This is a genomic window from Streptomyces sp. NPDC007901, assembly GCF_042959465.1.
Taxonomy (GTDB): domain Bacteria; phylum Actinomycetota; class Actinomycetes; order Streptomycetales; family Streptomycetaceae; genus Streptomyces.
On sequence record NZ_JBIBKW010000004.1, the window covers coordinates 427,692 to 439,809 of the forward strand.

The 12,118-nt window shown below is 70.8% G+C and carries 12 protein-coding genes; 2 read left to right on the top strand and 10 right to left on the bottom strand.

The window, feature by feature from the left end; translation table 11 throughout:
* Positions 1 to 72 precede the first annotated feature (72 nt).
* Complete coding sequence (locus ACFZDK_RS16585; RefSeq protein WP_390973074.1) at positions 73 to 330, top strand: hypothetical protein; 258 nt, start codon at positions 73 to 75, stop codon at positions 328 to 330.
* On the opposite strand, the gene ACFZDK_RS16590 is transcribed toward ACFZDK_RS16585, so the two are convergent.
* From ACFZDK_RS16590 to infC, 10 genes are all read right to left on the bottom strand, one after another.
* A complete protein-coding gene (locus ACFZDK_RS16590) occupies positions 327 to 863 on the bottom strand; it encodes an NUDIX hydrolase (RefSeq protein ID WP_355710957.1) in 537 nt (178 codons plus the stop codon). The genes ACFZDK_RS16585 and ACFZDK_RS16590 overlap by 4 nt on opposite strands.
* 67 nt (positions 864 to 930) lie before the next feature.
* The gene (locus ACFZDK_RS16595; protein WP_390973076.1) at positions 931 to 2,271 is read right to left on the bottom strand and encodes a transcriptional regulator; all 1,341 of its coding nucleotides are present in this window, start codon (positions 2,269 to 2,271) and stop codon (positions 931 to 933) included.
* A gap of 210 nt (positions 2,272 to 2,481) precedes the next feature.
* Entirely contained in the window at positions 2,482 to 3,588 is a 1,107-nt protein-coding gene (locus tag ACFZDK_RS16600; protein WP_390973077.1) for a SpoIIE family protein phosphatase, read from the bottom strand.
* A gap of 265 nt (positions 3,589 to 3,853) precedes the next feature.
* On the bottom strand, positions 3,854 to 6,376 hold the full coding sequence (gene pheT / locus ACFZDK_RS16605; RefSeq protein WP_390973079.1) for a phenylalanine--tRNA ligase subunit beta: 2,523 nt from the start codon (positions 6,374 to 6,376) through the stop codon (positions 3,854 to 3,856).
* On the bottom strand, positions 6,376 to 7,497 hold the full coding sequence (gene pheS, locus ACFZDK_RS16610) for a phenylalanine--tRNA ligase subunit alpha (protein ID WP_390973081.1): 1,122 nt from the start codon (positions 7,495 to 7,497) through the stop codon (positions 6,376 to 6,378). Before pheS ends, pheT begins: the two co-directional genes overlap by 1 nt.
* A gap of 136 nt (positions 7,498 to 7,633) precedes the next feature.
* Complete coding sequence (locus tag ACFZDK_RS16615; protein WP_390973083.1) at positions 7,634 to 8,779, bottom strand: ATP-binding protein; 1,146 nt, start codon at positions 8,777 to 8,779, stop codon at positions 7,634 to 7,636.
* Positions 8,780 to 8,833: 54 nt separating this feature from the next.
* Entirely contained in the window at positions 8,834 to 9,688 is an 855-nt protein-coding gene (locus tag ACFZDK_RS16620; RefSeq protein WP_390973085.1) for a TrmH family RNA methyltransferase, read from the bottom strand.
* Positions 9,689 to 9,863: 175 nt separating this feature from the next.
* The gene (gene rplT, locus ACFZDK_RS16625) at positions 9,864 to 10,247 is read right to left on the bottom strand and encodes a 50S ribosomal protein L20 (protein ID WP_018549117.1); all 384 of its coding nucleotides are present in this window, start codon (positions 10,245 to 10,247) and stop codon (positions 9,864 to 9,866) included.
* Between the two features lie 101 nt (positions 10,248 to 10,348).
* Positions 10,349 to 10,543 carry a 50S ribosomal protein L35 gene (gene rpmI / locus ACFZDK_RS16630; RefSeq protein ID WP_046726698.1) on the bottom strand — a complete coding sequence of 65 codons (195 nt, stop codon included), beginning with the start codon at positions 10,541 to 10,543 and terminating at the stop codon, positions 10,349 to 10,351.
* Between the two features lie 135 nt (positions 10,544 to 10,678).
* Positions 10,679 to 11,365 carry a translation initiation factor IF-3 gene (infC, locus tag ACFZDK_RS16635; protein WP_390973088.1) on the bottom strand — a complete coding sequence of 229 codons (687 nt, stop codon included), beginning with the start codon at positions 11,363 to 11,365 and terminating at the stop codon, positions 10,679 to 10,681.
* Positions 11,366 to 11,742: 377 nt separating this feature from the next.
* On the opposite strand from infC, the gene ACFZDK_RS16640 reads away from it, so the two are divergent.
* A complete protein-coding gene (locus tag ACFZDK_RS16640) occupies positions 11,743 to 12,117 on the top strand; it encodes a DUF1844 domain-containing protein (RefSeq protein ID WP_123978403.1) in 375 nt (124 codons plus the stop codon).
* Position 12,118: the final 1 nt, after the last annotated feature.

Consider the following 12,118-nt stretch of genomic DNA (forward strand, 5'->3'; position numbering starts at 1 on the left):
AGGCGAGTTCACTCTTCATGCGCATGCAAGGGATGCGGAACGACCCATTCGACTACGCAAAGGAGCGGACCCGTGGCCACCGAACCAGAGCATCCCGTGGTCCAGGGAGAACTCGCAGAGTTACGTCGTCGCCTCGATGTGGCCTACGCACAGGTCGAGGGAGGACTGAACCTCCTGAGCCACCGCACCAAGGAGACGGCCAAGGAACTGGACGACCTGAACATCCGTCTCGCCTCGCTGGAACACGCCCGCTGGCCCCTGCCCTCGATCGCCGCGCTCACCGCACTGGGCGCCCTCGTCGTCACCGTCTGGCAGACGCTGGCCCACTAGTCTTCGCTGAGCCTCATGTGGTGCAGCAGGAGTAACGCGGCCGCCATGTTGGCGGCCGGGACCTCCCCACGGGCGATCATGTCCGGGACGAGCTTGAGGGGGACCCACTCCCGACGGTCCGACTCGAAGTCGTCCACGGGGTGTCCGACGTACTCGCCCTCGTCGGACCAGTAGATGTGGTGCCGGGCGTCGGTGAGGCCGTTGGACGGCTCCACGGTCATCAGATGGTGCAGGGTCCCCGGCCGCCAGCCGGTCTCCTCCTCCAGTTCCCTGGCGGCCGCGACGGCGATGTCCTCGCCGTCCTCCACGACTCCCGCCGCGAGTTCCCAGCCCCAGCTGTCGGTGATGAAACGGTGGCGCCACAGGAGGAGGACCTCGCCCGCCTCGTTGACCACCGTCGCCACGGCCACCGGCCGCAGCCGTATCAGGAAGTGGTCGAGGTGCCGGCCGTCCGGCAGCTCGACATCCGCGAGATTGACGCTGAACCAGCGGTTTTCATACACAGTCTGTTCGTTCTGTTTCGTCCACTGCATGGTTCTGCCACCTTCCGCCGAGTAAGTGGCAATATCGCAGCAGGGACTCCTCAGGCCTACTGTGCCTCTACAGCGGTACGCGCAGCGCCCCGTCGATGAGTTCGGCGGCTTCGGCGGTTCCGGCCAAGCCGCTGCGCACCAGGTGCTCGCGTACCGCGCGGAGTCTGTCACGCAGGCGCTGGGACTCCATTCCGCGGGCCTGTTCGGCCATCTGCACGGCCGTGGCCACGGCGTTGTCGGCGTTCCCCTGACGCAGTTCGATGGTGCTGAGCATGGCGAGCCGGTGCACCCGCCCCCGGTCGTGGGCCGGGTTGTCGACGGCGGCCGCGGCGTGCTCCCGGGCGGCGGCGAGCTCGCCGAGGCTGAGCAGCGCCTCGGCCACCTGCACGTTGACCAGACCCGGCTGGACATAGCCGGTCTCGTCGGGTTCGTAGCCCCGCCGGATGCGTTCGGCGGCCGACTCCGCCCGCCGGATGCAGGACAGCGCGCTCGTGCTGTCGCCGAGGTGGGCGTACGCCTTGGCCTGCATCGCGTAGAGGTCGGAGGCGAGGGCGGGGGTGATGTGCTTGCCGGCGGCGCGCAGCGCGGCCTCGGCGAAGGCCACGGCCTGCCGGAACTCCCGCATGAACAGCGCCTGGTTGACCAGGAGCGCGATGACGTACGCGCCAAGTCCCCGGTCCCCGCTGGCCTTTGCCAGCCGGAGCGCCTGGTGGAAGTAGCGCTGGGCGAGGCCGTGGGCGTCGGAGTCGTACGCGCAGATGCCGGCGATCGCCACCAGCCCGCCCGTCGCCCGGTGCAGTTGACGGCCCGTGGCGTCCGTGTAGCTGCCGCGCAGCAGCGGGGCCGCCTCGGCGTTGAGGAAGCCGACGATCCGGGTGCGGGTCGCCATGCCGCCGGCCTTGCGGTACATCTGCTCGTAGTGGGCCCGTGCGGAGCGCAGCATCTCCAGGTCGGCCGCGGTGACCCGGTGCCGCCCGCCCCGCGAGACGTCCACGTCCTCAGGGGGGTTCTCCCACTCCCACACCGGCATCACGGCGGGGGTGCCGGTGACGGCGGGGGCGCCGAGTATGTGCGGGCGCTGCTGTTCGTCGGACCGCCACAGGGCGGTGGCCCGTTCGACGAACCCGGAGAGCGAGGTCGTGTGCGGGAGGCTGGGCTCGCCGGGCACGCCGAGGCCGATGTCGTCGAGGGTGACCGGGCGGTGCAACCGGGCGGCGAGCACCTCGCAGATCAGGTCCGGCACCTGGCCCCTGGGCCGCTGCCCCTTCAACCACCGCGCCACGGCGGTGTGTTCGTAACGGAGCGCGAGTCCACGGGCCCGGCCCGCCTGGTTGACATGGGCGGCGAGACCGGCGTGCGAGATCCCCGCCTCGTCCAGGATCGCGTCGAGCAGAGAGTTGGGCTGCATGGATGCCCCCCGAGTGGCCTGTGCCGTCAGCGTAGTGCGGGTGCGTTCACACGGGGTGTGAACGGAGTGCGCGCATCCGTAGCGTGCGCGCACTGTTGCGGAGAGTGTCGTACGGGTTGACTTAATTGCCTCGCAAGAGGCCGGCCGGGCCGCCGGCTCCCCCTCGTACAGTGCGGTGGCCTGGCTGGCGGCTTGGCCGATGTTCGGGGGCTAGCGGTGCGTTGTCGGCTGCGGGTGCGTGGGGGCTGGTCGCGCAGTTCCCCGCGCCCCCAAGGGGGCGCGTTGGTGCGCGCGTTCGTTGCGTAGCACCAGGAGGGCAATGTCGTCGGTGGGGCGGCCCGCCGTGTGCTGGAGCAGGGCGGTGAAGACCGTACGGAGGATGGCCTGGGGCGAGACCAGGTGGCTTCGCACCGCTTCCGTCAGGGCTTCCGGCAAGGAGAAGAAGCGGCCTCGGGCGTCTCTCGCGTCCTCCGCACCGTCCGTGTACAGGACCAGGGACTCGTCGGCGAGCAGATGACCGCAGGGCGTGGCAGCCAGGTCAGTCGGCAGCGCGAAGGGCCCGAGCGGCGGAAGCGGATCGGCCCGCGACAGGGGCTCGACGCGAGCACCGCTCAGCAGGTACGGCCACGGATGGCCGCAGTTGATCGCCCGCAGCTCCCCGTCTCCCGCGATCTCCAGCAGCAGTAGGGTCACGAACTCCTCGGCGACCGGGGTGTCGGGGTCCCGGCCGCTGGACGGGTGCTCGGCTCTGGCGCGTTCGCGCAGGTGGCGGGCGAGGGCGCGGTCCAGTCGGCCGAGTACGCGGCCGAGTTCGGGCTCGTCGTGGGCGGCCTCGCGGAAGCTGCCGAGGACGGCGGCGACCGTGCCGATGGCCGAGAGGCCGTGGCCGCGTACGTCGCCCATCACGACCCGTACGCCGTGTTCGGTGGCGACGGCCTCGTAGAGGTCGCCGCCGATGGTCGCGCCCCGGTCGGCGGAGAGCTGGGCGGCGGCGATGTTCAGCCCGGCCAGCCGGGGCGGCAACGGCCGCAGCAGCACGCTCTGCGCGGCGCCGGCGACCTTGCGGATCTGCCGCAGTTCCCTGAGCAGGGTGCGGCGGACATGGAGTATGAGGCCGGCACCGACCGCGAAGAACACGGCGCTGGTGACGATGCGCGCGCCGAGCCCGGTCTGCTCGGCCAGCGGGCATCCGAACTTGTACGACACGGCGACCGCGCCCCAAACCGTGGGCCACCCCAGGGTCTGTACGAGGCGCGAGGGCCGAGAACTGGTCCGGGGCCGCCTCCCGGAGGGAACCCCAGCCTTGATGCGGATCATGCCGATGGCCCCCATGTAGGCCCTGACAGAACAGACGGACCGACCCCGAAAGGCCGGTCCGATTCTGTCGACGGCATGCCCCGAAAGGGCCATGTCCCGGATGGATCTCACCCAAATGAGTGACCACCAACGAGACACCCGCATTTATGCAGGTAGCAAGCGCCCTGAAGGGGCACGGGGCTGTGCCGATATGCGGCTGCCGCCGCGTGGGCGCGACCAGCCACGCCCCACCCGCAGCCGGCCGACAACAGTCCCCCTACGGCGACTAGCCCCGCAGCACCGCTCCCGTACGCTCCCCCGCCAGGGCGACCGCCGCGTCACGAGCCGCCGACGCCTCGTCGACCGTCAGCGTCCGGTCAGCCGATCGGAACCGCAGCGCGTACGCCAGCGACTTCTTCCCGTCGCCCAGCTGCGCGGCGTTCTCGTACACGTCGAACAGCCGGATGGCCTCCAGGAGTTCACCCGCGCCCTCGCGCAGCGCGGCCTCGACCTCCGCCGCCGGCACCGGCTTGTCGACCACGAGGGCGACATCCTGCGTGGCCACCGGGAACGTGGAGATGCTCGGCGCCTGGGGCGTGCCGTCGCCGGCCTGCTCCAGCGCGTCCAGGTCCAGCTCCATCGCGCAGCTGCGCGCGGGCAGCCCCAGCGCCTTGACGACGCGCGGGTGCAGCTCACCGGCGTGGCCCACGACCCGCTCCACGCCGTCGGCGACGACCGCCAGTTCGGCGCACCGGCCGGGGTGCCAGGGCCCGTACTGGCCGGACCGCACGATCAGCTCGGCACCGGTCTCGGCGGCGACGGTCCGCGCGGCCTGGACCGCGTCGGCCCAGTCGGCCGGACGGTCCTTGCCCCACCAGCCGGCCTGCTCGCGGGCGCCCGCGAGGACGACGGCGACATGGCGCGGCTGCTCGGGCAGCACGGCGTCGAGCGCGGCCAGCTCCTCGTCGGTCGGGCGGCGGTCGACGGGCAGGTGCCCGGCGATGCCCTGCTCCTCGCGCGGGAGGAAGACCAGGCCGGTCTCGAACAGCGCCAGGTCGTGCGCGCCCCGTCCGCCGTTGCGCCGGAGCGCGCCGAGCAGACCCGGCAGCAGCGACGTACGGAGCGCGGGCTCCTCGTCGTTGAGCGGGTTGGTGAGCCTGACGACGCGGCGGGCCGGGTCGTCGGCGGCCAGACCGAGCTGGTCGAGGACGCCCTCGCCGATGAACGGGTAGTTCGGCGCCTCGACGTAACCCGCCCCGGCCAGCGCGCGGCCCACGCGGCGGTGCAGGCGCTGGCGGTGGGTCAGGCCACGGCCGGCCGGCGGCCTGGGCAGCGTGGAGGGCAGGTTCTCGTAGCCCTCCAGCCGGATGACCTCTTCGGCCAGGTCGTTCTGTTCGAGGAGGTCGGGCCGCCAGGACGGGACGGTGACGATCAGCTCGTCCTGCCCGTAGACGTCGCAGCCGACCTCCTGGAGGCGGCGGACGACGGTCTCGCGGCCGTACTCGATACCCGCGACCTTGTCGGGGTGGTCCGCCGCGACCGTGATGGTGTGCGGCGCGGACGGCGCGATGACCTCGGTGACGCCGGCCTCGGCGGTGCCGCCGGCGAGCAGCACCAGCAGGTCGACGGTGCGCTGCGCGGCGGCGGCCGCGGCCTGCGGGTCGACGCCGCGCTCGAAGCGCCGGGACGCCTCGGAGGACAGCTTGTGGCGGCGGGCGGTGCGCGCGATGGCGACGGCGTCGAAGTGGGCCGCCTCGATCACGACGTCGGTCGTGGCGTCCGCCCCGTTCTCGGCGGCATCGTGATCGGCGATCTCCGTGTTGGCGCCGCCCATGACGCCCGCGAGGCCGATGGGGCCGCGGTCGTCGGTGATGACCAGGTCCTCGGCGTGCAGCTTCCGCTCGACGCCGTCGAGGGTGACGATCTTCTCGCCCTCGGCCGCGCGGCGGACGCCGATGGTGCCCTGGACCAGGGTGCGGTCGTAGGCGTGCAGCGGCTGGCCGAGCTCCATCATCACGTAGTTGGTGACGTCGACCGCGAGCGAGATCGGGCGCATGCCGACCTTCTGCAGTCGGCGCTGCAGCCAGATCGGGGAGCGGGCCTCGGGGCTCAGGCCGATGACGGTGCGCGCGGTGAAGCGGTCGCAGCCGAACGGGTCGGAGACCTGGACCGGGTAGCCGAAGGCGTTCGGGCCGGGTACGTCGAGGAGTGCCGGGTCGCGCAGCGGCAGGCCGTAGCCGATGGCGGTCTCGCGGGCGACACCGCGGATGGACAGGCAGTCGCCGCGGTTGGCGGTGACGGCGATGTCCAGGACCTCGTCGACCAGTTCGAGGAGTTCGATGGCGTCCTTGCCGACCTCGGTCTCCGGCGGCAGCACGATGATGCCGTGGGTGCCGTCGTCGCCCATGCCCAGCTCGCCGCTGGAGCAGATCATGCCGTGGGAGGTCTTGCCGTACGTCTTGCGGGCGCTGATCGAGAACCCGCCCGGGAGCACGGCCCCGGGGAGGACCACGACGACCTTGTCGCCGACGGCGAAGTTGCGGGCGCCGCAGACGATCTCCTGGGGCTCGCCCGTGCCGTTCGCCGTGCCGACGTCGACGGTGCAGAAGCGGATCGGCTTCTTGAAGCCCTCCAGCTCCTCGATGGTCAGCACCCGGCCGACGACCAGGGGGCCCTTGAGGCCGTCGCCGAGCTGCTCGACGGTCTCCACCTCGAGGCCTGCCGAAATGAGCTTGGCCTGGACGTCACGCCCGGTCTCCGTCGCCGGCAGGTCGACGTACTCCCGCAGCCAAGAAAGCGGGACCCGCATCAGATCTCCATCCCGAACGGCCGGGTGAACCGGACGTCACCCTCGACCATGTCTCGCATGTCCTCGACGTTGTGGCGGAACATCAGCATCCGCTCGATGCCGAACCCGAAGGCGAAGCCGCTGTACTTCTCCGGGTCGACGCCGCAGGCGGTGAGCACCCGCGGGTTGACCATGCCGCAGCCGCCCAGCTCGATCCAGCCCTCGGAGGAGCAGGTACGGCAGGGGCGGTCCGGGTTGCCGACGGACTCGCCCTTGCAGACGTAGCAGAGCATGTCCATCTCGGCGGACGGCTCGGTGAAGGGGAAGAAGTTCGGCCGCAGCCGGGTCTTCATGCCCTCGCCGAACAGCGCCTGGACCATGTGGTCCAGGGTGCCCTTGAGGTCCGACATGGTCAGGCCCTCGTCGACGGCGAGCAGCTCGACCTGGTGGAAGACCGGCGTGTGGGTGGCGTCCAGCTCGTCGGTGCGGTACACCCGGCCCGGGCAGATCACGTAGACCGGCAGCTCACGGTCGAGCAGCGAGCGGATCTGGACCGGCGAGGTGTGGGTGCGCAGCACGACACCGGACTCGGTGCCGCCCTCGGGACCCTGCACGAAGAAGGTGTCCGCCTCGCCGCGCGCCGGGTGGTCCGGGCCGATGTTGAGGGCGTCGAAGTTGAACCACTCGGCCTCGACCTGGGGGCCCTCGGCGACCTCGTAGCCCATGGCCACGAAGATGTCCTCGATGCGCTCCGAGAGCGTGGTCAGCGGGTGGCGGGCGCCGGCCGGGACGCGGTCGTACGGCAGTGTGACGTCCACCGCCTCCTCGACCAGCACCCGGGCGTCACGCTCGGCCTCCAGCTCCTCCTCGCGGCCGGCGAGGGCCTTGTTCACCGCGCCCCGGGCCTGGCCGACCAGCTTGCCGGCGGCCGCCTTGGCGTGCGGGGGCAGGGCGCCGATCTCGCGGTTGGCGAGGGCCAGCGGGGAGGTGCCGCCGGTGTGGGCGACCTTGGCCTCCTGGAGCGCGTCGAGGGAGTCCGCGGCGGCGAAGGCGGCGAGCGCCTCGTCCCGCATGCGCTCGATCTCTTCCGGTTTCAAGGCCTCGACCTCTACAGGGTCGTACGACTTATTCGGTGCCGACATCTCTTCCCGTGCTTCCGATTGGCTGGCGGATGGTCCCCGTGACCGTTGGTGGCCGTGAGAAGGACACAAAGGTGCCAAAGGCCGAGTCTAACGGGGTGGAGGAATGCGAATGCGCCCGCGGGCCGCTCGGCAGATCTCAGACGAGATAGGCCGGCGTGCTCACGGGCAACGTAAATCGGAACTCGGCGCCGCCACCGGGGGCGCGTCCGACGGTGATCGTGCCGCCGTGGGCCTCGACGATGCCCTTGACGATGTACAGCCCGAGGCCGGTGCCACCGCGCTTGCTGCCCCGCCAGAAGCGGGTGAAGACGCGGTTCATGGACTCCTCCGGGATGCCGGGCCCTTCGTCGCTCACCGTGACCGACGTAGCTGCGTTCTCATGGCCTTCCCCTTCGCGCGGGGACGCCGTGGCCGTGATGTCGATGGTGACGGTTCCCTCGCCGTGCCGCACGGCATTTTCGATGAGGTTGCTGAGGACCTGGTCGACCTTGTCGGGGTCGGCCCAGAGCGCGGGCAGCGGCTGCTCGATACGGAGCAGGAAGCGGTCGGCGGGCTGCCCGGCGGCGACGTACGCCTGGATGTGCCGTCCGACGGCCGCGCCTATGTCCACGGGCTGCCGCCGCACCTCGAGGCGCCCGCTGTCGATCCGCGAGATGTCCAGCAGCTCGGCGATGAGCCGGGTGACCCGGTCGGCGTCCGCGTCGACCGTCTCCAGCATCAGCCGTTTCTGGTCGTCGGTGAACCGTTCCCATTTGGCGAGCAGGGTGGCCGTGAACCCCTTGACGGAGGTCAGCGGCGAGCGCAGCTCATGGGCGACGGTGGCGATCAGCTCGGCGTGGCTGCGTTCGGTACGGCGCCGGGCCTCGGTGTCCCGCAGTGATACGACGACACGCCGGACGGGCCCGGTGGGCTCGGCGCGCACATACCGTGCGGACACCAGCACCTCCCGGCCGCCGGGCAGCAGCAGGTTCCGCTCGGGCTGGCCGACCCGGATGGCGAGGCCGCCGTAGGGGTCGGTGAGCTGCCACCAGCGCCTGCCCTCCAGGTCTTCTAAAGGGAGGGCCTTCTCCAGGCGCTGCCCGAGGGCGTCGGCGGGGGCGGTGGCGGTGATGCGGGCGGCGGCGGCGTTGAAGCAGACGACGAGACCGTGTTCGTCGGCGACCACGAGGCCGTCGGGCAGTTCGTCGGGGTCGATGCCGAGCCCGGTGAGGTCGCCGTGCCGGGGTGCGGGCACGCGGCCGGTGCCGCGGCCTCCCGGCGCGTTGCTGGTGCCGACACTCATACCCCGTACTCCACCTCTCAGACGGCGCAGCAGGCCCCCGAGCTGGTCACCCTACTAGCTCTCGGTGACGGAACGGCACCCTCCGGAGGCGCGCTGTGCACGGGCCGATGCGTAGAGACATACGGCGGCGGCGGTGGCGAGGTTCAGGCTCTCGGCCTTCCCGTGGATCGGGACGCGCACGACGGCGTCCGCCAGCGCGCGGGTCTCCTCCGGAAGCCCCCAGGCCTCGTTGCCGAACACCCAGGCGGTGGGCCCGCCCATGGTCCCCTTGTCCAGCTCGTCGTCGAGGTCGTCGGTCCCGGCCCCGTCGGCGGCCAGGATCCGCACGCCGACACCCTTGAGCCCGGCCACGGCCTCCTCGACGGGGACACCGACGGCGACCGGCAGGTGGAAGTGCGAGCCGACGGAGGCCCGGACCGCCTTCGGGTTGTACAGGTCCACGGACGCGTCGGTCAGTACGACCGCCTCCGCGCCGGCGGCGTCGGCGCACCGCAGCACGGTCCCCGCGTTACCGGGGTCGCGCACGTTGGCGAGCACGGCGACCAGCTTGGGCCGGGCGGCGAGAATCTCCTCGAACGGCGTGTCCAGGAACCGGCAGACCCCGACGAGCCCCTGGGGCGTCACGGTGGTCGAGATGTCGGCGATGACGTCCTCGGAGGCGAGGTGGATCCGGGCGCCGACCGCCCTGGCCGCTCCGATGATGTCGGCGTACCGCTCCGCGACGTCCACGGTGGCGAACAGCTCGACGAGCGTGGGCACGTCACCGACCCGATGCCCAGCCGCCTCCCGTACGGCCTGCGGACCCTCGGCGAGAAACAGCCGCTCCTTCCCCCGGAAGTTCCGCCGCTCCAGCCGCCGGGCGGCGGAGACACGCGCGGAACGGGGCGAGATCAGCTCGGGGGTGGGCATCGTGTCGGTCACTTTCAAGGAAACGCGGCGAAAGCGCGCCCCAAAGGGGCGCGGGGAACTGCGCGACCAGCCCCCACAAACCCGCAGCCGAACGAATGCCGTGGGCCAACAACAGGACCCGCAAGCCATTCAGCCTGCGGGTCCTCAGGTCACGTCGGCCGAAGCCAGCGCAGCGTCACGCCGCCTTGGGGGCGTTGACGTCCGCCGGCAGCGCCTTCTGCGCCACCTCGACGAGCGCGGCGAAGGCGCCGGCGTCGTTGACGGCCAGCTCGGCCAGGATCTTGCGGTCGACCTCGACGTTCGCGGCCTTCAGACCCTGGATGAAGCGGTTGTAGGTGATGCCGTTGGCGCGGGCAGCGGCGTTGATGCGCTGGATCCACAGCTGACGGAAGTCGCCCTTGCGCTTCTTGCGGTCGTTGTAGTTGTAGACCAGCGAGTGGGTGACCTGCTCCTTGGCCTTGCGGTACAGGCGCGAACGCTGACCGCGGTAGCCGGAGGCCGCCTCGAGGATCGCCCGGCGCTTCTTGTGGGCGTTGACTGCCCGCTTGACGCGTGCCACTTGTTTAACTCCTTGTAGCGGGGCCGCGGTTGGACTCACGCGGCCCGGAAACGACTGGGTCCCGGTTGAGCTGACTCAGGGCGCCGTGCGGCACCCGCGCGTCACTTGCCGAGAAGCTTCTTGATCTTCGCGGTGTCACCCGGGGCCATCTCGGCGTTGCCGGTCAGGCGGCGCGTCACGCGGGACGACTTGTGCTCGAGCAGGTGGCGCTTGCCGGCGCGCTCACGGAGGACCTTGCCGGAGCCGGTGACCTTGAAGCGCTTGCTGGCACCGCTGTGCGTCTTGTTCTTCGGCATAGCGCCGTTATCTCCTCGTCGATGGCGCTCCGGTGCCCGGTCGTGAAACCGGGCACGGTGGAACGTCGCTCTTGTATCGGGTACATCCTGGGACTCTCGCCCCTGGGTGCTGACCTGGGGCGGTTCACCCCGGGATCACGCCTCGGCATGCTCCTCGGCGGGCGCCTCGATCTCGGCCTCGGAATCGGCCTCCATCTCGGCGGCGTTCTGCGAGCGACCGGGGTTGGCCTTCGCGTCCGCCTTGCGGGCTTCCTGCGCCTGCCGGGCCTCGGCCATCGCCTCGGTCTTCTTCTTGTGCGGACCGAGAACCATGATCATGTTCCGGCCGTCCTGCTTCGGGTTCGACTCCACGAAACCGAGGTCCTGGACGTCCTCCGCGAGACGCTGCAGCAGTCGGTAGCCCAGCTCGGGCCGGGACTGCTCGCGACCACGGAACATGATCGTGATCTTGACCTTGTCGCCCTGCTTGAGGAACCGGACGACGTGACCCTTCTTGGTGTCATAGTCGTGCGGGTCGATCTTCGGCCGGAGCTTCATTTCCTTGATGACCGTGTGCGCCTGGTTCTTGCGCGCCTCACGGGCCTTCATGGCCGACTCGTACTTGAACTTGCCGTAGTCCATGAGCTTGCAGACCGGCGGACGTGCGCTCGCCGCCACCTCGACCAGGTCGAGGTCGTACTCCTGGGCAAGCTCCAGCGCCTTGGCAAGCGGAACAATCCCGACCTGCTCGCCGCTGGGACCGACAAGTCGCACCTCGGGAACGCGAATCCGGTCGTTGATGCGGGGCTCGGTGCTGATGGATCCTCCTCGGTAGCACCACACGACGGTCTGGCGGACAGCCGCGTAACGTCTGTTTCGTAAGACCTAACCGCACCGAAGCAGAAAAAATGCCCCGGACGATCACAGGCGGGACTCCTCGAACTACCGGAGACACCGCCGCGAGGATCGCGGGGCGCACTATCGGACGGAACGCCGTCGCCGTGAAAACGGCGAAGCGACCGTCTGACCGGTGACCCGCCGCCCGGAGGGCGGTCAGGTGGGAGTTCGAAGCCTCCACTTGTGGGCCGGGCCAGCTAGCCGTGAGGCATACCTGTCCGGCCGGTCGTCACACAAGGTTAGCAGCAAAGCGGACAGAGGGCTAATTGGGGCGAGGCGGGCCCCGGTCGGCGCCCCGCACGGGTGCGCCTATCGTGTGGGGCATGAGTGAGACGCCCCTTCCCGGCCCCGATGACGCCGGGCAGCCCGACTTCGACGAGATGACCCGCGACATCGCCGAGGTCCCCGCGGTCGAGGTGATCGTGACGGTCGCCGTCAACCTGATGAGCGCCGCGGCCGTGAAGCTCGGTCTGACCGAGGAGGGCGACAAGTACAAGGACCTGGACGAGGCCCGCAAGCTGGTCACCGCCCTCGCCGGGCTGCTCGACGCGTCGGCGACCGAGATCAGCTCCTTCCACGCGGCCCCGCTGCGCGACGGCCTGAAGTCGCTCCAGCTGGCCTTCCGCGAGGCCTCGATCGTCCCCGACGAGCCGGGCCAGGGCCCCGGTGAGAAGTACACCGGCCCGGTCTACGGCTAGA